General features: G+C 33.7%; 22 protein-coding genes. All 22 read right to left on the minus strand.

From position 1 onward, the window contains the following. Window positions 1–2 precede the first annotated feature (2 nt). Window positions 3–725, minus strand: coding sequence for a UMP kinase (pyrH, locus tag MY490_RS14560; protein WP_069034511.1), 723 nt, complete (start codon window positions 723–725; stop codon window positions 3–5). 93 nt (window positions 726–818) lie between these two features. After that, window positions 819–1,703, minus strand: coding sequence for a translation elongation factor Ts (gene tsf, locus MY490_RS14565; protein WP_248266367.1), 885 nt, complete (start codon window positions 1,701–1,703; stop codon window positions 819–821). Window positions 1,704–1,831: 128 nt separating this feature from the next. Continuing rightward, the gene (gene rpsB, locus MY490_RS14570; protein WP_056470859.1) at window positions 1,832–2,530 is read right to left on the minus strand and encodes a 30S ribosomal protein S2; all 699 of its coding nucleotides are present in this window, start codon (window positions 2,528–2,530) and stop codon (window positions 1,832–1,834) included. Window positions 2,531–3,082: 552 nt separating this feature from the next. After that, window positions 3,083–3,853, minus strand: a complete 771-nt coding sequence (locus MY490_RS14575) for a FliA/WhiG family RNA polymerase sigma factor (protein WP_432707011.1) — start codon at window positions 3,851–3,853, stop codon at window positions 3,083–3,085. Window positions 3,854–5,055: 1,202 nt separating this feature from the next. Further along, a complete protein-coding gene (gene codY / locus MY490_RS14580; RefSeq protein ID WP_088069443.1) occupies window positions 5,056–5,835 on the minus strand; it encodes a GTP-sensing pleiotropic transcriptional regulator CodY in 780 nt (259 codons plus the stop codon). 88 nt (window positions 5,836–5,923) lie between these two features. Beyond that, complete coding sequence (gene hslU, locus MY490_RS14585; protein WP_248266368.1) at window positions 5,924–7,315, minus strand: ATP-dependent protease ATPase subunit HslU; 1,392 nt, start codon at window positions 7,313–7,315, stop codon at window positions 5,924–5,926. An 11-nt stretch (window positions 7,316–7,326) separates the two neighbouring features. Continuing rightward, a complete protein-coding gene (gene hslV, locus MY490_RS14590) occupies window positions 7,327–7,872 on the minus strand; it encodes an ATP-dependent protease subunit HslV (protein WP_056470870.1) in 546 nt (181 codons plus the stop codon). Between the two features lie 46 nt (window positions 7,873–7,918). Beyond that, window positions 7,919–8,818 carry a tyrosine recombinase XerC gene (gene xerC / locus MY490_RS14595; protein ID WP_069034515.1) on the minus strand — a complete coding sequence of 300 codons (900 nt, stop codon included), beginning with the start codon at window positions 8,816–8,818 and terminating at the stop codon, window positions 7,919–7,921. Between the two features lie 64 nt (window positions 8,819–8,882). Next, complete coding sequence (gene trmFO, locus MY490_RS14600; protein ID WP_248266369.1) at window positions 8,883–10,187, minus strand: FADH(2)-oxidizing methylenetetrahydrofolate--tRNA-(uracil(54)-C(5))-methyltransferase TrmFO; 1,305 nt, start codon at window positions 10,185–10,187, stop codon at window positions 8,883–8,885. Between the two features lie 204 nt (window positions 10,188–10,391). Beyond that, window positions 10,392–12,467 carry a type I DNA topoisomerase gene (gene topA / locus MY490_RS14605; protein ID WP_248266370.1) on the minus strand — a complete coding sequence of 692 codons (2,076 nt, stop codon included), beginning with the start codon at window positions 12,465–12,467 and terminating at the stop codon, window positions 10,392–10,394. A 258-nt stretch (window positions 12,468–12,725) separates the two neighbouring features. Next, window positions 12,726–13,592, minus strand: coding sequence for a DNA-processing protein DprA (gene dprA, locus MY490_RS14610; RefSeq protein ID WP_248266371.1), 867 nt, complete (start codon window positions 13,590–13,592; stop codon window positions 12,726–12,728). Between the two features lie 59 nt (window positions 13,593–13,651). Then, window positions 13,652–14,566 (minus strand): succinate--CoA ligase subunit alpha, encoded by a 915-nt coding sequence (gene sucD, locus MY490_RS14615; protein ID WP_056470883.1) that lies wholly within the window; start codon window positions 14,564–14,566, stop codon window positions 13,652–13,654. Window positions 14,567–14,582: 16 nt separating this feature from the next. Then, window positions 14,583–15,743, minus strand: a complete 1,161-nt coding sequence (sucC, locus tag MY490_RS14620) for an ADP-forming succinate--CoA ligase subunit beta (RefSeq protein ID WP_098234358.1) — start codon at window positions 15,741–15,743, stop codon at window positions 14,583–14,585. 375 nt (window positions 15,744–16,118) lie between these two features. After that, window positions 16,119–16,883, minus strand: coding sequence for a ribonuclease HII (locus MY490_RS14625; RefSeq protein WP_248266372.1), 765 nt, complete (start codon window positions 16,881–16,883; stop codon window positions 16,119–16,121). A gap of 70 nt (window positions 16,884–16,953) precedes the next feature. Then, a complete protein-coding gene (gene ylqF, locus MY490_RS14630) occupies window positions 16,954–17,853 on the minus strand; it encodes a ribosome biogenesis GTPase YlqF (protein WP_248266373.1) in 900 nt (299 codons plus the stop codon). 45 nt (window positions 17,854–17,898) lie between these two features. Beyond that, complete coding sequence (lepB, locus tag MY490_RS14635; RefSeq protein WP_056470894.1) at window positions 17,899–18,453, minus strand: signal peptidase I; 555 nt, start codon at window positions 18,451–18,453, stop codon at window positions 17,899–17,901. Window positions 18,454–18,607: 154 nt separating this feature from the next. Continuing rightward, on the minus strand, window positions 18,608–18,952 hold the full coding sequence (rplS, locus tag MY490_RS14640) for a 50S ribosomal protein L19 (RefSeq protein ID WP_025569026.1): 345 nt from the start codon (window positions 18,950–18,952) through the stop codon (window positions 18,608–18,610). A 129-nt stretch (window positions 18,953–19,081) separates the two neighbouring features. Further along, window positions 19,082–19,828, minus strand: a complete 747-nt coding sequence (gene trmD, locus MY490_RS14645; RefSeq protein ID WP_248269382.1) for a tRNA (guanosine(37)-N1)-methyltransferase TrmD — start codon at window positions 19,826–19,828, stop codon at window positions 19,082–19,084. Beyond that, window positions 19,828–20,343: a ribosome maturation factor RimM gene (rimM, locus tag MY490_RS14650; protein ID WP_248266374.1), complete on the minus strand. Its 516-nt coding sequence runs from the start codon at window positions 20,341–20,343 to the stop codon at window positions 19,828–19,830. Before rimM ends, trmD begins: the two co-directional genes overlap by 1 nt. A gap of 270 nt (window positions 20,344–20,613) precedes the next feature. Then, a complete protein-coding gene (locus tag MY490_RS14655) occupies window positions 20,614–20,841 on the minus strand; it encodes a KH domain-containing protein (RefSeq protein WP_248266375.1) in 228 nt (75 codons plus the stop codon). A 14-nt stretch (window positions 20,842–20,855) separates the two neighbouring features. Continuing rightward, complete coding sequence (rpsP, locus tag MY490_RS14660) at window positions 20,856–21,128, minus strand: 30S ribosomal protein S16 (RefSeq protein WP_025569022.1); 273 nt, start codon at window positions 21,126–21,128, stop codon at window positions 20,856–20,858. Window positions 21,129–21,263: 135 nt separating this feature from the next. Then, window positions 21,264–22,607, minus strand: a complete 1,344-nt coding sequence (gene ffh, locus MY490_RS14665) for a signal recognition particle protein (protein WP_025569020.1) — start codon at window positions 22,605–22,607, stop codon at window positions 21,264–21,266. Window positions 22,608–22,617: the final 10 nt, after the last annotated feature.

Here is a 22,617-nt window from a genome sequence, read left to right on the forward strand (position 1 = left end):
TTTTATTTCCCCTTTACTATTGTTCCAATATTTTCGCCTAGTACGGCACGTTTAATATTACCTTCTTCCATAATTGAGAATACAATTAATGGAATATCATTGTCCATACATAAAGAAGATGCAGTTGAATCCATTACACCTAAACCTTCTTTTAATACGTCTAAATATGTAAGAGTTTCGTATTTTACAGCAGTTTTATCAATTGATGGGTCAGCTGAATATACTCCGTCTACATTATTTTTTGCCATTAAAATAACATCTGCTTCAATTTCAGCAGCACGTAATGCAGCAGTAGTATCAGTTGAGAAATAAGGATTTCCTGTACCAGCAGCAAAAATTACAACACGTTTTTTCTCTAAATGACGAATTGCTTTACGACGGATATATGGTTCTGCAACTTGACGCATTTCAATTGATGATTGTACACGAGATTGTACACCAAGTGTTTCAAGACTATCTTGAAGTGCTAATGAGTTCATTACAGTACCTAACATGCCCATGTAGTCTGCTGTAGCTCGGTCCATGCCCATTTCGCTACCTGTTTTACCACGCCAAATGTTACCAGCACCCACTACTACTGCAACTTCAACATCTAGTTCTGCAATTTCTTTAACTTGTTCAGCAATTGATTTAATAACTGATGGATTAATTCCAAATCCTTGCCCGCCAGCTAGTGCCTCACCACTAAGTTTTAATACTACGCGATTATACTTTGCTTTACTCATAATACCCTCCATTTACGTACATCTATGTAATTTACGTTTCTTTAAAAAATAGGGAACACATAGTGTCCCCTATTTTCATTCAAAGTAACAGAATTAGTTACCTTTTACTTGATTCATTACTTCTTCAGCAAAGTTATCTTCACGTTTTTCTAAGCCTTCTCCAACTTCATAACGAACGAAAGATTTAACAGTTCCGTTAGCAGCTTTTACGAATTGACCTACTTTAACGTCTGGGTTTTTAACGAAAGATTGATCTAATAAGCAGATTTCTTCGAAGTATTTACCAATACGTCCTTCTACCATTTTAGCAACGATGTTTTCAGGTTTACCTTCGTTTAATGCTTGTTGAGTTAAAATTCCACGCTCATGCTCAACTTCTTCTTGAGAAACAGCATCACGAGAAATATATTTAGGGTTGATTGCAGCGATGTGCATAGATACGTCTTTAGCAACATCTTCTTTAGTTGTTCCTTCTACTACTGAAAGAACTCCGATACGACCGCCACTGTGTAAGTAAGCACCAAATGCATCAGCATCTGTTTTAGAAACTAATTCAAAACGACGTAAAGAGATTTTTTCTCCGATTTTAGCAATTGCATGGTTGATGTATGTTTCAACAGTTTCACCATTTTCCATTGTTTGTGCTAAAGCTTCTTCAACAGTTGCAGGTTTGTTAGCAACGATATGTTTAGCAAGAACAGAACCTAATTCTTTGAAACCTTCGTTTTTAGCAACGAAATCTGTTTCAGAGTTTACTTCGATTAATACTGCATCGTTTCCAGCAACTTCAACGAAAGTTAAACCTTCAGCAGCGATACGGTCACCTTTTTTAGCAGCTTTAGCGATCCCTTTTTCACGAAGGTAGTCAATTGCTTTGTCCATGTTACCTTCAGTTTCAGTTAATGCTTTTTTGCAATCCATCATACCAGCGCCAGTTTTTTCACGTAATTCTTTTACCATTTGTGCAGTAATTGCCATAATATTTCATCTCCTATATGTAAGCTTATTTTATTCAATCGTTTTATAAGGTAAACAATTTCCGATTATTTTAACCTTAAAAAAAGGTGATAAAAGGCTAAAACCTCTTATCACCTTTCAATTTCTCATTAAGCAGTTGTTTCTTCGCCTTGTTTCGCTTCAAGAATCGCATCTGCCATTTTTGATGTAAGAAGTTTTACAGCTCTAATAGCATCGTCGTTTGCTGGGATAACGTGATCGATTTCATCTGGATCACAGTTAGTGTCAACAATACCGATGATAGGAATGTTTAACTTACGAGCTTCAGCAACAGCGATACGCTCTTTACGAGGATCAACTACGAATAATGCATCAGGAAGTTGCTTCATGTCTTTGATTCCGCCTAAGAATTTTTCAAGACGTTCTAATTCTTTTTTAAGTTGAATAACTTCTTTCTTAGGTAACACTTCAAAAGTGCCATCTTCTTGCATTCTTTCGATATCTTTTAAACGTTTAACACGTTTTTGGATTGTTTGGAAGTTTGTTAACGTTCCACCTAACCAACGTTGGTTAATGAAGTACATACCAGAACGGATTGCTTCATCTTTAATAGCTTCTTGAGCTTGTTTTTTAGTACCAACGAAAAGGATGTTTCCACCTTCAGCAGCGATACCTTTCATTACGTTGTAACATTCTTCAACCTTTTTAACTGTTTTTTGTAGGTCGATAATGTAGATACCGTTACGCTCAGTGAAGATGTAACGTTTCATTTTTGGGTTCCAACGGCGTGTTTGGTGACCGAAGTGAACACCAGCTTCTAATAATTGCTTCATAGAAATTACTGACATTTTATTTCCTCCTAATGGTTCTTTTTCCTCCGCTCACGTCTTCTTCTCCTATCACTCCCAAGCTGGGTAGCACCAATAAGAAAATCGGCAAGCGTGTGTATTAACACCATGGACTACTATAGCATATACAACATTAATTATCAAGAGAAAACGAGAAATTATTGTCGAAGTTTATACAATGATTGATTTTCCTTTTCTCTGTATAAATCCTTCTTCCATTTTCATCCATAGTAAGTCAATTTTTGGATCATCGAACGAAATTTGGTCTATTTTTCCATACTAAATGACCAACACATGAATGCAATAAATTAAAGTGATTTAGAATTGAGTATTTACCTGTCACAACAACTGAATCTTTATCAGTATTGGGAATTTTTGTTAATTTATTCAACTTAACCGTATTCTTCTTCACATTTCTTTAAATTGTTAAAAAAGAAATTGTCAATAAAGTAAGTAATGTGAGGCTGATTCCCACTACACAAATAGAAATAATCTTAACTGGACTGCCATTAACTCTCTAAATGAAATCAATGTAGAGTTTACGAGCCGCCACTATATTTTATTTTTACTTAAAAGATCCCTTAATTTAAAAATGGATTTAGCATGAATCTGGGAAACCCTAGAAGTTGATAAATTAATAATTGTTCCAATTTCAGTAAATGTTAATTCTTCATGATAATACAAACTTATTACTAGCTGTTCTTTTTCATTTAATTCCGTTACAATCGTCTTGGCAAGAAGTCTTATTTGTTCATCTTTCAGTAGCATTTCTTCTGGTGTTGCTGTTTCATGATCTTTTATTGTATGAATGAAATTAACTTGTCCCTCTCCAGCATCTTTAATTTGTTCATCTATAGACAACATATTAGAGAAAAACACATCATTTATGACATTAACAACTTCCATCGAAGAAAAGCCAGTATACAGTGCTATTTCTTCAGGTGTAGCTTTTCGTTCAAGAGCCGGTTCTAACTTTTCAATTGCACATTCTATTTTTTTTGCTTTATCTCTAATTGATCTAGGTAACCAGTCCTCCTTACGAAGACCATCCAATATATTACCACTTATTCTAATTGAAGCATATGTTTGAAATTTTAAATCTCTTTTTGGGTCAAATTTCTCTAGTGCGTCATATAAGCCCATCATCGCTAAACTGTGTAAATCATCTCTGCTGACACTTGAAGGTAATCTTTGAGCTATACGATTTACTTGAAAGTGAACTAGTGGCATATAAATCCGCATTAACGCATCTCCGGCATCTAAATCACGATCTTCAATCCACATTTTCCAATAACCTTGTGAAACATTTTTTTGAACTTGCAACACGTCTTTCACCTCAGCGAATTACCATAATATGTTTAATACTTGATTGACAATTTGTTATAAATAGTGATTTTTGGTGAAAATAAAATTTTAGGGCAACATTTAATAAAAGGAATTAAACTTTACTCAAGTTTTATTTGTGCTATTGAATTAAATATGTAAGATCATGTCGATTTCCCAAGTAGTCGAGTGAATTCATCAAAAGGAGATTACAATATATCTAGAATCGGTTCATAAAATTCTTTTTTTATTACTATTTAGCCTTTCAATTCCCTATTATTAAACGGCTAAATAGTAATAAATATGAATCTATTAATTTTATTCAATATTCGGTACGAATCAATTCATTTCGCATAGATAAGCACCACGTATTGTATAATTTTATACTAAGGCTCAAAATGCTTTTTCAATGTAAGTTTTGATAAAAAAGTGTTCATTTTTCTATCCTTATATAAATTATATTATTAAAATTCTTTAATGTGTTCACTCATTCTTTAAAATAATGTGAAATTTTATTTAGCACAATAACACAGATTAATTATTTTCATTTTTTTAAAATAATTGTACATATATTCCAGAATTCTATTTTTAATAGAATAGATTAATCTTTAGAATAACCTAATTTTAGTTATACTTAAGAAGAACTATTCAAAAAAGTAGCCTTTTTTGAATAATTGTTGTTTAGTAATTAACTGTTTATGACAAAAATTTATTAAAGCTAATGAGGTAGTCTTCAAATAGGGTTAAGACTAATAAAAGTAAGCTAGATCTAAAACTTTTCCTACTTGTTTAATATTGCACTTCTTTATCTTCGTCTTAAGGAGAGTATGTATCTAGAGTGGAAATAACTGACATATACTAAAAAACAACAATGAATTTGAAAGCAACCAAAAGAAAAAACACCATTACAATTCTATTATCTAATTCCCTCACAAAAATAATTTTTATATTTTATCACTATAATCAAGTAAATATTTTTTAATCATACCATAATTTCCAATTCGTCAATATATTTCATTTATACAAAAAAGGAAAATAGTCTCTATTTAACAAATCTTTTTATTCTAAAATATAAATTTTTAAAATTAACTCAATCATTTTTAAATTTAATAAAGACAAAAAAACCTTTTCCCAAATATTAATTGAGAAAAGGTTTAAACTTAATATTAACTTTTACCTTCTTTAAGAAGTTACTTTATTCATTAGTTAGATTTTAATTTCTCTAACTCTAATAAGAATTTGTCATTTAGTACTTTAATATAAGTACCTTTCATTCCTAGTGATCTTGACTCGATAACACCAGCACTTTCTAATTTACGTAGTGCGTTTACGATAACAGATCTTGTAATTCCTACTCGGTCAGCAATTTTACTTGCTACTAATAAACCTTCATAGCCGTTTAATTCTTCAAAAATATGTTCGATTGCTTCTAATTCGCTATAAGAAAGAGATGAAATAGCCATTTGTACAACTGCTTTACTTCTAGCTTCTTCTTCAATTTCTTCTGCTTTTTCACGTAGAATTTCCATACCTACTACTGTAGCGCCATATTCAGCTAAGATTAAATCATCATTTTCAAAATCTTGATTAATTCGAGCTAGAACAAGAGTACCTAATCGCTCACCACCACCAATAATTGGTACGATAGTTGTTAAACCACCAGAAAATAAATCTTTATTTTCAACTGGGAATGCAGTGTACTCACTATTGATGTCTATATTTGATGATGTTTCATTAATATTAAATAGGTTTTGTGTATATTCTTCAGGGAATTGGCGATCGCTGAACATTTTTTGCATACGCTCATTTTCGATTTTTTGGTGAAGACCGTACCCTAATAATTTCCCTTTACGACTTAAAATAAATACATTTGATTCAATAACTTCTTCTAATGTATCTGCCATTTCTTTAAAGTTTACTGGCTTCCCTGCAGATTGTTGTAATAACTTATTAATCTTTCTTGTTTTTTCTAATAATTGCATCTTTCTAAATGCCTCCTATTTAATTGTACATTTCCTTTGAACTTCTTAGCAATCTCATGGCTGAATTCAAAAATGTTCTTTAACAAAATCATAAAATGAATTGACTTATATCTTTATCTTTTGCAATATTTGCGAGCTTTTCATTTACATATTGTGGTGTAATCATAATTGTTCCCATTTGAATTTCAGAAGCTTCAAACGATAGGTCTTCAAGGAGCTTTTCCATAATAGTATGCAATCTTCTTGCGCCTATGTTATCCGTAGTCTGATTAACTTCAAATGCTATTTGTGCTATTCTACGTATAGCATCGTCAGAAAATTCGATTTGTATACCTTCTGTAGACAATAAAGCTTTATATTGTTTAATAATTGAAAAATCAGGCTCAACTAATATACGAACAAAATCTTCAACAGATAATTTCCCTAATTCTACACGAATTGGGAAGCGACCTTGTAATTCAGGTATTAAATCTGATGGTTTTGAAATATGAAATGCACCAGCTGCAATAAATAGAATATGATCCGTTTTAACTGGTCCATATTTTGTCACAACTGTACTTCCTTCAACGATTGGTAATATGTCTCTTTGTACGCCCTCTCTCGAAACATCTTGAGTAGAGTTTTGTTTACTTGCAATCTTATCAATTTCATCAATGAAAATAATACCTAATTGCTCAGTCCTATAAACTGCTTCTTGGGCTACTTCATCCATATCGATTAATTTCTGAGCTTCTTCATTCGTTAAAATCTTACGAGCTTCTTTAACAGTAAGCTTTCTTTTTTTAGTTTTCTTTGGAAATAGACTACCTATTGACTCCTGGAAGTTCATTCCCATTTGTTCCATTCCAGTTCCTTGCATAAAATCTAGCATCGGAGCTTGTTGTTGCTCTACTTCAATAGACACAAGATCTTCTTCTAGTTTTCCAGATAATAATTGAAATTCTATATTTCTTCTTTTAGATGTTAATTCTGTGTCATTCTCTTCTTGCTCAGCATTCGAGTTTTGTGAATCTTGATTAAAAAGCATCTCAAGTGGGTTTTTGAATGAAGCTTGTTTTTTTGTACTTGGTGCTAGAAGTTTTACTAATCTTTGATTCGCATTTTTTTCAGCTTGATCTTTCACCTTATTCATACGCTCTTCTTTTACAATTCGAATAGAAGTTTGGACTAAATCGCGAATCATTGATTCTACATCTCTACCAACGTAACCAACTTCTGTAAATTTTGTAGCTTCGACTTTAATGAATGGCGCGCCAACTAGTTTTGCCATCCTTCTAGCAATTTCAGTTTTACCAACACCTGTTGGACCAATCATTAAAATATTTTTTGGTGAAATTTCATCACGGAATGACTCTTCAAGTAAACTTCTACGATATCGATTTCTGAGTGCAATTGCTACTGCTTTTTTCGCTTGGTGTTGTCCAACAATATATTGATCAAGTTTTTCAACAATTTGACGAGGCGTGAAAGAAGTACTCATAATACACTCTCCTATTCTAATTCTTCTAATATTATATTTCCGTTCGTATACACACAAATATCACTTGCAGTTTTTAAACTAGCATATGCAATTTGTTTTGCTGAAAGATTTTCCCCTGCGTTTTCCTTTAGCGCACGGCCTGCTGCAAGGGCATAATTCCCTCCAGAACCGATTGCAAGAATTCCATCGTCAGGCTCAATTACTTCACCAGTACCAGAAATTAATAATAATGAATTATGATCCATTACGATTAGCAATGCTTCAAGTTTATGTAATACTCGATCTGTTCTCCATTTTTTTGCTAATTCAACAGCAGCTCGTTGAATATTTCCATTATATTCAACTAACTTGCCCTCAAAAAGTTCGAATAAAGTAAATGCATCTGCAACAGATCCTGCAAAACCAGCTAAAACCTTTCCATTAAAAAGCTTTCTTACTTTTCTTGCAGTATGCTTCATTACTACTGCATTTCCAAAAGTTACTTGACCATCACCAGCCATGGCACTTTTACCATCGTGTCTGATTGCGAAAATCGTTGTAGCATGAAAATTGGACATGTGAATCCTCCTTAGAAATGTCGTTAATTTCTAAAATTGAGCGAATTTATGCTCTAGGATGATGTAAATTGTATACCTTTTGTAATCTTTCCTTCGTTACATGTGTATAGATTTGAGTAGATGATAAATTCTCATGCCCAAGTAATTCTTGAACACTACGAATATCAGCACCGTTATCAAGCATATGTGTAGCAAAGGTATGCCTTAACATATGTGGATAGATTTTATTAGTCAACGAAGTATCTTTGATCATTTTTTCTAATATACCACGGACACCTCTTGCCGTTAGTTTTGTACCACGGTGATTCAAAAAAAGATCGTCATTCATTTGCTTGTTAGCTACTATCAGTCTATTTCGGCCATCTTCTATATATGTATGAAGAGCTTTTTCTGCATAACTGCCAAAGGGAATATACCGCTGTTTATTCCCTTTGCCCGTTACTAAAATAGTCCCAATTTGAAAATCTATGTCTTTTAATTTCAAATTACAGCATTCGCTTACTCGGATTCCGGTAGCATATAGCAATTCTAAAAGAGCTTGATTTCTTTGTCCAAGTTCCGTATCTAGATCGCTAATCTTAAATAGTTTTTCAAGTTCTTCCTTGTATAAAAATCTTGGTATCATAGTTTCTTTTTTAGGAAGTGATGCTAGTACAAAAGGATTCTCTTTTGCTTCATTTTCTCTCATAAGAAAACGATAGAAACTTCTTAAACAAGAAATATGCTTTGAGACTGTACGTCTTGATAGCTGTTTGTCATGCAAAGTTGTTAAATAGAGACGAACATCAGAATAAGTAACTGAAGAAAATGAAATAATGGATTGTTGCTCCATAAAAACTAGAAATTGTTCAACAATTTTTTTATAACTATTTAATGTGTATTGTGAAGAGTTTTTCTCTAATTGTAAATACTGAATGAATAATTGACACAATATTTTAATATTCAAGGTAATTTCTCCTCACAAGCCACTACATACTAACATATTAAGTAGCTATTTGCAATTTATTTTCTTAACATTCTACAAAATTCATAATTGATTCTAATGCACGGTTTGCATATGCTTCATATCGTTCTTGTTTTCTTTTAATTTTGACATCAAGTCGAGGGAACAGACCGAAATTAGCATTCATAGGTTGGAAGTGTTTTGCACTTGTTGTCGTTATATAATTAGCCATACTTCCAATTGCAGTTTCAGCTGGGAATACGACTAACTCTTTCTCCATTACGTATCTAGCTGCATTTATTCCTGCTACTAAACCAGATGCTGCAGATTCTACATAACCTTCCACTCCAGTCATTTGACCTGCAAAGAATAAATCTTCACGACCTTTAAAACGATATGTTGCCTCTAATAGATTCGGTGAATTTATAAAGGTATTTCGATGCATTACACCATATCGTACAATTTCAGCATTCTCTAGGCCAGGTATTAATTGCAAAACTTCTTTTTGAGGTCCCCATTTTAAATGCGTTTGGAATCCTACTATATTATATAAAGTTCCAGCACTGTCATCCTGACGTAGTTGGACAACTGCATACGGAGTTTTACCAGTCTTTGGATCCTCTAAGCCTACTGGTTTCATTGGTCCAAATAGTAATGTTTGCTTACCGCGTTTAGCCATTACTTCAACTGGCATACAGCCTTCAAAGAAAATCTCTTTTTCAAATTCTTTTAAAGGAACTGTTTCTGCTGTAGTTAATGCTTCATAAAAACGATCAAATTCCTCTTCTGTCATTGGGCAGTTTAAGTAAGCTGCTTCACCTTTATCATATCTTGATTTTAAATATACTTTATTCAAATCAATACTTTCTTTTTCTACTATTGGAGCCGCTGCATCATAAAAATAAAAATAATCTTCACCTGTTAATTCTTTTAATTGCTGTGATAATTCAGGTGATGTTAAAGGTCCTGTTGCGATAACTGTAGGTCCTTCAGGAATTTTAGTCATTTCTTCGTTATGCACAGTTACATTTGGATGATTTTTTACATACTCAGTTACACGGCTTGCAAACTCATGTCGGTCTACAGCTAACGCACCACCTGCTGGTACAGCACACTCATCAGCAGATCGAATAATCACAGAATCTAATCTTCTCATTTCCTCTTTTAATACACCTACAGCGTTCGTTAATGTATTCGCTCTTAGTGAATTACTACAAACTAATTCAGCAAACTTATCTGTATGATGAGCAGGTGTTTGTCTAACTGGTCTCATCTCGTATAAATGTACTTTAATTCCTCTTTTGGCGATTTGATACGCAGCCTCGCTTCCTGCTAAACCTGCTCCAATTACATTAATAAATTGTTCTTTCATTGTTAACTCCTTCTACGCTGATTCAATCAAAATTACGTAATAATATTTTATAATTTTTTTCTTAAAGATTTCTTAATAAAAAGTTGATATGAAAAGTAAAAGTGAGCAAATTAATTGCTCACACTTTTATTTGGACAAGTCTTTAGGGAATATGAATTTCAGACTGATTATTGCTGGCATTCTAAAGGTAAGTATATTAATTACTCACACTTGTTGATCTTCTTTGTAGTCACAAGATACACATTGAACTTGAATACCTTTTTTCATTTTCTTTTCAACTAATAAGTTTTCACATTTCGGACAAGGTCTTGCAATTGGCTTATCCCAAGATAAGAATTCACATTCTGGATAATTCGTGCATCCATAGAATATTCGATTCTTTTTCGATTTTCGTTCAATTATATTCCCATCTTTACATGTAGGACATTTGACACCAATATCTTTTACAATTGCTTTTGTATTTCTGCAATCTGGAAAGTTCGAGCACGCCATGAACTTACCGTATCTGCCCATTTTAAATACCATCGGGCTTCCACATAGTTCACAGTCTTCTCCAGCAGGTTCATCTCTAATTTCAACTTTTTGCATTTCTTTTTCAGCTATTTCTAAGTGTTTCTCAAAACCTCTATAAAATTGATCGATGATTTGAATCCAGTTCACATTGCCGTCTTCAATTTTATCAAGGTCACCTTCCATTTGAACCGTAAACTCAATATTAATTACTTCTGGGAAAAACTCAACGACTAAATCAAATACTATTTGCCCTAGTTCAGTAGGTACAAATCGTTTATTATCTAAGGAAACATATCCACGTTTCTGAATCGTTTCTAGAGTTGGTACATATGTTGATGGTCGACCTATTCCTAACTCTTCAAGCGTTTTTACTAATCTAGCTTCCGTGTAACGTGGAGGTGGTTGAGTAAAATGTTGTTCAGGTAATATATCTTCTAATTTAACTTTTTCACCTTCAGCTAATGGTGGAAGGATTCGATCTTTTTCTTCTGTGCCATCATCATTACTTTCTATATATACCTTCATAAAGCCAGGGAATTTAACTACTGACCCATTAGCTCTAAATATTACATCATTATTAATTAAATCAACTTTAACCGTATCTAGTACGGCTGATGCCATCTGACTAGCAACAAAACGTTCCCATATTAATTTATAAAGACGATATTGATCACGACTAACATGTGCTTTGATTGTATCAGGCGAACGTAAAGTTGACGTTGGTCTAATTGCTTCGTGTGCATCTTGTACTTTATCTGATTTTTTTTCGCTTTTTTTATTTGTAGCAACAAAATCTGCACCATAAGTATCAATTATATAAGATTTTGCTTCCTCAGCGGCAACATCGGATATTCTAGTTGAATCAGTTCTCATATATGTGATTAATCCGACCTGTCCTCCACTACCTAGGGAAATCCCTTCATATAATTGCTGTGCAATCATCATCGTTTTCTTTGCACGCATATTTAATTTCCTAGCTGCTTCCTGTTGTAATAAGGAAGTAGTAAAAGCAGTTGCTGGATTACGTTTACGTTCTTTTCTTGTAACACTCTGAACTTCAAAGTGATCACCTTTTATTTGTGATAAAACATTTTTCACGTCTGTTTCAGAATTCAATTCCAATTTTTTACCATTAACTCCGTAAAAAGAAGTATCAAATGTTTCTTTCTTTGTTAAAGCTTTACTTTTAATTGTCCAATATTCTTCAGGTTGGAAGCTTTCAATCTCTTTTTCTCGCTCGATGATCAGTCTTAGAGCGACAGATTGAACTCGACCAGCACTTAAGCCCTTTTTCACTTTCTTCCATAGTAATGGGCTTATGTTATACCCTACTAAACGATCTAATACCCGTCTTGCTTGCTGTGCGTCAACTAAATTCATATTAATTGGTCTAGGTTTTTTAAAAGACTCTTTTATAGCATCTTTTGTAATTTCATTAAACACTACACGACAATCCGATGATGTATCGATATTGAGTGTATTCGCAATATGCCATGCTATTGCTTCACCTTCGCGATCTGGATCGGCTGCTAGATAGATTTTTTTTGCTTTTTTCGCAGCAGATCTTAAATCCTTTAAAACTGGACCTTTTCCACGGATTGTTATGTATTTTGGGTTGTAATCGTTTTCTATTTCAATCCCCATCTGGCTTTTAGGTAGATCTCGAACATGTCCCATTGATGCGATTACTTTGAATTTTTTACCTAAATACTTTTCTATTGTTTTAGCCTTTGAAGGGGACTCCACTATAACTAAATTTTCTGCCATCTTTTAAGCCTCCCGAGAGTTTCCTATTCATTACTCTCTGTATTCCTTATTTCTTTCTTTTATTCTTATGTATTCTCAAATAGATTCATAATAAGAAGAGTTCAATTTATATTTTTGATTTTCCTTCATACAATTTCAAATTGTATAGTTAATTCTATACATTAGTCAAATTTTATTTAGATATAAAATAACACAAGTCGCATTAGTATTGTCAATATTTTGTAATCTAAACATATTTTTTTATTTTTTAGTCTATTCCTAAAATTCCTCTAAAATATCATTTGTACATGTAATTAACTTCGCTCCATCCTGAATTAATCGATGATTTCCTTTATATTCTTCCATTATAATCGGACCTGGCACTGCAAATACCTCTCTATTATATTGAATTGCAAAATTTGCAGTAATCATCGTCCCGCTCTTCTCCTTAGCCTCTAAAACGATTAAACCTTTTGATAACCCAGCAATAATTCTATTTCTTCTAGGAAAATATCTTTTTTCTGGTCTAATATAAGATGGATATTCGCTAATAACTAAATGATTTAATGATATTTCATTAAATAAGTTACGGTTTTCTTTCGGATAAATATAGTCTAACCCACATCCGACAACTGCAATCGTTGATCCATTGTGGAAAATAGCTGAATTATGTGCAATTGAATCACATCCAGATGCCATTCCACTTACAATAACACAATTTTCTCTTATCAGCCCTAATATTATTGAATCACAAATAATTTTCGCAAATAAAGTTGGTTTTCTAGCTCCAATTATACTCAACATGAATTGTTCATTAAGAATTTTTTGATTACCTTTTAAATATAAAACGAACGGAGGATCACATATTTCCCTTAACAAATCCGGATATAAATCATCATAAATTGTAATAATTTTAATATTTTTTTTATAGCTTTCTTTTAAAATATCAAAAATGGAAGTTGAATGAAGTTGATTATATAATGTTTCAGCGGCTTTGGTAGTCATTTGAAATGTAGTTTTAAATGTAGAAGGTGAATATCGATAGAGGTTTTCTAAATGTGGATCAAAGAGAAGAATCTTCTTGATTGCTTGATAGTTTTCAAATAAAAAATGATGCAAATGAATAAGTCGAATTTTCTTTTTCATGTATTCTCCTTTCTTATAAGAAAGTAGCCTCCTATCGGAGGCTACTTATTTAATCATTATTATACTAAAGCTTCATGTGTCTTACATTGTTCATATAAGCCACGCTCTTTTAATGCACCAATTAAAGTTTCGCCCATTACTGCAGGAGTAAGTGCAACTTTAATGCCACAGCTTTCCATTGTAGCCATTTTCTCTTTAGCAGTACCTTTACCGCCTGCGATGATTGCACCAGCATGTCCCATACGTTTACCTTCTGGAGCTGTTTGACCGCCAATGAATCCTACTACTGGTTTCGCCATATTAGCTTGTACCCACTCAGCAGCTTCTTCTTCTGCAGTTCCACCGATTTCACCAATCATAATAACTGCATAAGTTTCTGGATCTTCATTGAATGCTTTTAATACATCGATGAAGTTTGTTCCATTTACAGGGTCTCCACCAATACCTACAGCTGTAGATTGACCAATACCAGCTTGTGTTAATTGATGTACAGCCTCATATGTTAATGTACCAGAACGTGATACGATTCCTACATGACCTTTTTTATGAATGTAACCAGGCATGATACCAATTTTACACTCATCTGGAGTGATAACACCAGGGCAGTTAGGACCAACTAATCTTGTCTTTTTGCCTTCCATGTACTTTTTAACTTTTACCATATCAAGTACTGGAATACCTTCTGTAATACAAATTGCGATATCTAATTCTGCATCAACTGCTTCCATGATCGCATCAGCAGCAAATGCTGGTGGTACGTAGATTACAGATGCATTAGCACCAGTAGCTTCAACTGCATCTTTAACTGTATTGAATACAGGTACGCCAGCAATGTCAGTTCCACCTTTACCAGGAGTTACACCACCAACGATTTTAGTACCATACTCTAACATTTGAGTTGTATGGAATAAGCCTTGTGAACCAGTAATACCTTGTACAATGACTTTTGTATCTTTATTAATGAATACGCTCATTTTTATCCTCCCTTTCTTAGCCTACAAGTGCAACGATTTTTTCAGCGCCATCAGCCATTGAATCTGCTGCAACAATGTTTAAGCCTGACTCATTAAGAATCTTCTTACCTAATTCAACATTCGTTCCTTCTAAACGAACTACTAATGGTAAGTGTAAACCAACTTGTTTAGTTGCTTCGATTACACCTTCAGCAATAACATCACACTTCATGATGCCACCGAAGATATTAACGAAAATCCCTTTAACATTTTGGTCAGAAAGGATGATTTTAAACGCTTCTGTAACTTTCTCAGCTGTAGCACCGCCCCCCACATCAAGGAAGTTAGCCGGATCTCCACCGTAGTGTTTGATGATATCCATTGTAGCCATTGCTAGACCAGCACCATTAACCATACATCCGATATTTCCGTATAAAGAAATATAGTTTAAGTCATACTTAGAAGCTTCGATTTCTTTTGGATCTTCTTCTTCTAAGTCACGGTAAGCTAGAATATCTGCATGACGATATAAAGCATTTGAGTCAAAGTTTAACTTTGCATCTAATGCCATTACTTCTCCATCACCTGTAACTACTAATGGGTTAATTTCAGCGATTGAGCAATCTTTTTCGATAAACGCAGCATATAAGCCCATCATGAACTTTACAGCTTTGTTTACTAAGTTGCTTGGAATGTTGATATTGAACGCAATACGACGAGCCTGGAAGCCTTGTAGACCTACTGCTGGATCAATATACTCTTTAAAGATTTTTTCAGGTGTTTTTTCTGCTACTTCTTCAATTTCAGTTCCACCTTCTTCAGAAGCCATTAATACAACTTGTGAAGTAGCGCGGTCTAAAACTAAACCAACATAATATTCTTTTTTAATATCGCAGCCTTCTTCGATAAGTAAGCGCTTAACTTCCTTACCTTCTGGTCCAGTTTGATGAGTAACTAATACTTTACCTAGAATTTCACTAGCATATGTATTTACTTCATCTAAATTTTTCGCTACTTTTACGCCACCCGCTTTACCGCGGCCACCAGCGTGAATTTGAGCTTTTACTACGCATACAGCTGTACCTAATTCTTTAGCTGCTTCTACTGCTTCTTCAACAGTGAATGCAACTTTACCGTTTGGTACTTTGACGCCATAGCTTCGTAGGATTTCTTTCCCTTGATACTCATGGATATTCATGATCCATCCTCCCCTTTTAGAACAAGACAAATTAAAACACATCCCTATTGTATCTCTTACAGAATATACTGTAAATACTTTAGTAGAAAAGAATTAAATATTCTATGTTTTTATATAGAAAACCCTTTCATATACAATAGTTAATGTAGTTTATCATATTACAATATTATTTTTCCAATAATTTATCTTTATCCTTTAAAAAATAGATTAACGTCAGTTAGCATCATTTTTGATTTTAGGTTTACATCATTTCGATTTAACTATCTACGTTATGCAAACATAAAATGTTATGTAATTTTAAACCGTCGTTAATCTATTCTATTTTAGACTACTTCAATAAATTGATGTAGTCTAACTACCATTTATTTTTTACAATCAAACTTTTTCTTTGATTGGTGCAAAAGATCTTCTATGTTCATTAATAATTCCATGCTCATCGATTGCTTTTAAATGTTCCTTAGTTCCATATCCCATATGCTTTTCAAATCCATAGTTCGGGTGCTTTAAACTAAGTTCGCACATTAAAGAATCTCTTGTTTCTTTTGCTAGTACGGATGCAGCTGCTATACTGATGCTCGTTGCATCGCCCTTTATGATTGATGTTTGAGAAATATTCAGCGGTAGTTTCATTGCATCAATTAATAAATGTTCAGGCGAATGAGTTAGTTGTTCAATCGCACGTCTCATCGCTAGTTTAGTCGCTTCATAAATATTGATTTCATCTATTTCAGTTGAACTGGCCATACCAACCCCATAAGAAATTGCTTCTTCCTTAATCCGTTTAACGAAATACTGTCGTTTCTCTTTAGATAATTTTTTTGAATCATCTAATCCAATTAGCTCAGTATTTTCCGCTAAAATTACTGCGGCTGCTACAACAGGACCAGCTAATGGACCTCTACCAACTTCATCTACTCCTGCAATTAACTTTATATTTTGGCGATAAAGATTCTGTTCATATTCCATCATTTTAAGGAATTTCTCCCTAGCTAAATCTCTTTTTTCTTGTTCTTTATACCATTTAGCTACTAGCTTTTGCACACCAATTCTTTGATCACTTTCAAATTCTTTTAAGAGTTCATTCGTTGGGTCAGTTAATTCACTTAGTATATTTTTTATTTCATCTATTTTCAGAGACATAAATTAGAACTCCTTTTATAACATGTTCTGTTTAGACCATAAAATTTCATTAAAAAAGAAGAAAGTACGCTTATTCTTGCGCACTTTCTTCTACTATTTCATCAGTTACTTCAAGCATTGATGGATTTTCGAAAGTTAATCTTCCTAATTTCCCAGCTCTTAGCTCACGTAAAAATAAATCAGATGTTTTATCATAATCTATCATTCCGCCTGACATAAGTAATCCACGTTTCTTTCCAATATGATCAAAAATATCAACGACTTCTTCAGCAAATAGAACTTCATCATTCATGTCATATCTTTCTTTTAACACATTTGGATAAAACTCTCTTAAATATTTAATCGCATAAATCATTACTTCTTGTAGGTTAATGATACTATCTTTTATTGCTCCTGTAGTTGCTAAACGAAGACCTACAAGTTGATCTTCAAATTTAGGCCACAATATACCCGGTGTATCAAGCAGTTCAATTTCTTTCCCTACTTTTATCCACTGCTGTGCTTGCGTTACACCTGGACGGTCACCAGTTTTAGCAATATTTTTTCGTGCGAGCTTATTGATTAAAGTCGATTTTCCAACATTCGGGATTCCAACAATTAACGCTCGAATTGCGCGAGGTTTAATCCCTTTTGATCTCATTTTATCAAATTTCTCTTTTACAAGTATTTCACAGGAAGAAATAATCGCTTTTAACCCTTGTCCAGATGCTGCATCAATAGCAATTGCCATAACGCCTTGTTTTTCATAATGCGCTAACCATTGCTGAGTAATTCTTGGATCTGCTAAATCTGCTTTATTTAATAAAAGCAATCTTGGTTTATTTGAAATTATTTCATCGATCATTGGATTTCTAGAAGCAGCAGGTACCCTTGCATCCGCTAATTCAATTACAACATCAATTAATGATAGTTTTTCAGTAACTTGTCTTCTAGCTTTTGCCATATGGCCAGGAAACCATTGAATCGTCATGTTGCCACCTTCTTATACATTGAATAATCAAGATTAGTTTGGCTTTTATTTAGCCATTTCAACCTCTGATAACGGCCAAAAAACAAAACTTGCGCGGCCTAAAATTTCTTTTTGACTAACTGTTCCGATAATACGACTATCTTTACTTAAACGACGATTATCACCTAAAACGAATACTTGTCCCTTAGGTACTGTTTTTCTACCTGTAATCTCTTCTAACTTAAAGTCTTCAGTTAGAGGACCATCCGTCGTTTCTTTTTTATATTCGTTCAAATATGGTTCTTTATACGGTTTACCGTTTACATATAGGACATCATTTCTATATTCTACTGTGTCACCTGGTAAGCCAATAACTCGTTTAATATAATCTTTTTCCTTTGTAGCATGGAAGACTACAATATCAAAACGTCTAGGTTCATGTAGTTTGTATACGATCTTATTTACAATCATTCTACTTTGATCCTGTAGTGTTGGCATCATTGAGATCCCGTCAACTAAAACCGGTGTAAAAAGGAATGTTCGAATACCAAGTGCAAGTACAAGCGCAATAAAAATTGTTTTAACTAATTCCCAAATTCCACCACTATTGCTTTCTTTCAACCTAATCCCTCCATTTTATAACCATACGTTTTGCAGTTTTAACCAGTTAAGTTAATAACTTAATTTATGTATTCTATTTTACTTTTTATTATATCCATAATCTACAAATATTGGAAAAAAAGGAGCTTGTTTAATACAAGCTCCTTTCAAAAGACTATCGAAGTTCTTTAATTCTTGCTTTTTTACCAGTAAGTGCACGTAGGTAGTAAAGTTTAGCACGACGTACTTTACCGCGACGAACAACGTCTAATTTAGCAATTTTTGGAGTGTGAATTGGGAACGTACGTTCAACACCAACTCCGTAAGAAATTTTACGAACTGTGAAAGTTTCGCTAATTCCGCCACCACGACGTTTAATAACTACACCTTCGAATAATTGGATACGCTCACGAGTACCCTCAACAACTTTAACGTGAACTCGTACAGTATCACCTGGACGGAATGCTGGTAAGTCAGTTCTTAGTTGTTCTTTTGTAATTTCGTTGATTAAATTTTGCATAGTGTATGCTCTCCTTTTCCAACCGATGCTCTTACAAGATTTAGTGACTCGCAGCGGAACACCGAGAATAAAGGCTCAAGTATTACTCAAGCCACAAGTTATATTAACATATTCTATTAGTACACGCAACTAGTTTTCTTGTTTTAATTCTTCTTTTACTTGCTCCATCCATTTAACTTCTTTGTTAGATAGAGAGTAGTTTTCGAGTAAATCTGGACGGCGCGTTATCGTACGTTTAAAAGATTGTTTTGTACGCCATTCTTCTATTTTCGCATGATTTCCTGATAATAAAACATCTGGTACTTTATGTCCTCTAAATTCGGCAGGTCTCGTGTAATGAGGGTGCTCTAATAATCCTGTACTAAATGAATCTTCAATTTTCGAAGTAGTATTACCAAGTACCCCAGGTAATAAACGAACAACGCTATCAGCAATGACCATAGCACCAAGTTCTCCACCTGTTAATACATAATCACCAATTGAGATTTCATCCGTCACGACATGTTCACGAATTCGTTCATCATAGCCTTCATAATGTCCACAAATAAAGATTAAGTGTTCCTCTTTTGCAAGCTCTTCAGCTTTACGTTGATTAAATCTCTCTCCTTGAGGGCATAGAAGGACTACTCTCGGCTTATTTTCACTTTTTGATACTAATTCATCAACAGCATCAAAAATCGGCTGTGGAGCTAGTACCATACCAGCGCCACCACCATATGGATAGTCATCAACATTTGAATGTTTATTCGTAGAGAAATCTCTAAAATTTACACAACGAAACTTAACAGCCTCTTTTTCTTGTGCTTTTTTTAAAATGGAAGAATTTAAAACTCCTTCAAACATTTCTGGAAAAAGGGTTAAAAAGTCTAATTTCATCATAATAGACCTTCCATTAATTCGATTTTAACTTTTTTATTCGCTACATCTATTTCTTTCACAATTTGCTCGATATATGGAATAAGGGCATCTTTTTGACCTTTTCTTTGAATCACCCAAACATCATTTGCACCTGGAGATAATATTTCTTTTATTTTACCAATTTGCTCTCCATCAATTGTCTCAACAACACAGCCAATAATTTCATGGTAATAGTACTCATTTTTATCTAGCTCGTGTAATTGATCTTCAGTAATCTTTAAAATCCCATTTTTAAGTGGTTCTACAGAGTCTAGAGACTCATACCCATCAAATGTTAGTAAATCAAAATTTTTATGTACACGGTGACTTGTTACGATTAATTCAATTGGTGTCGATTCGTTTTCTTTAAAGAAATATAGTGTATTACCTTTTACGTAACGTTTTTCTGGAAAATCAGTTCTAGAAATAACTCGAACCTCTCCTCGAACACCATGTGTATTTACAATTTTTCCGACATTTAAATATTTTTTCATTCTTTTACCTCTATATTAAAATTTCTCTGTTCATTAGTAGTTTGACCATTTAGATTGTATATATGTCTACTTGAGACCTTAGGCGGTTAAAACAGTTAGCCTTATTCCAATTATAGCATACCTCAAAGTCATTTAAGCATCAAAAGCTACCTCTTGCCCAAACGACTTACATCTATTCATAAATAAGGGCTACCACATTATATCGGGCTTTCCCGTAAATCTCTGTAATGTTGAAAACGGCCCTTAGCTATAGCCAAGGACCGTTTTACATTACTGAATATCTAAGTGAATACGTTTTGCGTTTTCATTACTTGCTGCATATACAACCGTACGAATCGCTTTAGCAATTTTACCATGTTTGCCAATCACTCTACCAGCATCTTCAGGGTTTACCTGTAAATGAAAGAATAGATTGTTCTCATCTTCTTTAACTTGAAGTGAAATATCCTCTGGATGATCTACAAGACTTGAAACAATTGCATTTATGAGTGTATTCATCTTTTTTTCCATAATTACTTGCCGTTGCGAGCGTTGTGGAATTTCTCTAAGATACCAGCTTTAGAGAATAAGTTACGAACTGTATCTGATGGTTTAGCACCTGTTCCTAACCATTTTAATGCTGCTTCTTCGTTAATTTTGATTTCAGCTGGTTGAGCAACTGGATTGTAAGTTCCAATTTCCTCGATGAAACGTCCATCACGAGGAGAACGAGCGTCTGCTACTACTACACGGTAAAAAGGAGATTTTTTAGCTCCCATACGTTTTAAACGAATTTTAACTGCCATTTTTAAAGCACCTCCGAAAATATTTACAACGATTTATATATTATCAAAAACCAATACTGTTTGTAAAGTAAAATTTCTTAACAGCATAATTTTTTATTAAATGATGTTTAAATGTTGGAAATTTATACAAATAGGTTAGAATAAGCCCGGAAATTTAAAACCTTTCTTCTTCCCTTTTTGCATACCACCCATCATTTTCATCATTTTTTTCATTTCTTCAAACTGTTTTAATAAACGGTTTATTTCTTGTACAGGACGACCAGAACCTCTAGCTATTCGCTTTCTGCGACTTGAGTTAATAATATCTGGTGTAAGCTTTTCCTGCTTTGTCATCGATTGAATAATTGCCTCTACATGAGCGATTTGTTTATCGTCAATTTGCAGGTCATTCAATCCTTTAATTTTGTTTGCACCTGGCATCATTTTTAAAATATCACCAAGTGGTCCCATTTTTTTAACTTGAGAAAGTTGGTCTAAGAAATCATCTAAAGTAAAGGATGCATTTCTTAATTTTTGTTCCATTTCTTTTGCTTTTTCTTGGTCTACGTTTTCTTGTGCTTTTTCGATTAAAGTAAGCACATCACCCATTCCTAGAATACGTGATGCCATTCGTTCTGGATGGAACGGCTCAATTGCATCTAGTTTTTCACCAAGTCCAACAAATTTAATTGGAGTATTTGTAACTGCACGAATTGATAATGCTGCACCACCACGAGTATCGCCATCAAGCTTCGTCAAAACGACTCCAGTTAAACCTAATTGATCATTAAAGCTTTGTGCCACATTGACTGCGTCTTGCCCTGTCATTGCATCAACAACTAGGAAGATTTCTTCAGGTTTTGAAAGTTCTTTAATTTGTGCAAGTTCTTCCATTAAACCTTCGTCAATATGTAAACGACCTGCAGTATCAATTAGAACATAGTCATGATGTTCATCCTTAGCGTGTTGAATCGCTTGTTTCGCAATTTCAACCGGACTTACTTGATCTCCTAATGTAAATACTGGCAAATCTAATTGTTTACCTAATGTTTGAAGCTGTTTAATCGCGGCAGGACGGTAAATATCTGCTGCAACTAAAAGCGGCTTACGATTGTACTTTTTTCGAAGTAAATTTGCTAATTTACCAGTCGTTGTTGTTTTACCAGCACCTTGTAAACCAACCATCATAATAACAGTTGGCGGGCGATTTGAAACAGCAATTTTGCTTTGTTCTCCACCCATTAATGCTGTTAGTTCTTCTTGAACTACCTTTACAACATGTTGACCAGGCGTTAAGCTTTGTAATACTTCTTGTCCTACAGCTCGTTCTGAAACACGTTTCACAAAATCTTTAACAACTTTAAAGTTAACATCCGCCTCTAGTAAAGCAAGACGAACTTCTCTCATCATTTCCTTGACATCAGATTCAGATACTTTACCTTTGCCACGAACCTTTTGTAATGTCTTTTGAAGTCGGTCGGCTAATCCTTCAAATGCCATAAAACCGTCC

This window comes from Gottfriedia acidiceleris (genome assembly GCF_023115465.1).
GTDB classification, from domain to species: Bacteria; Bacillota; Bacilli; order Bacillales; family Bacillaceae_G; genus Gottfriedia; species Gottfriedia acidiceleris_B.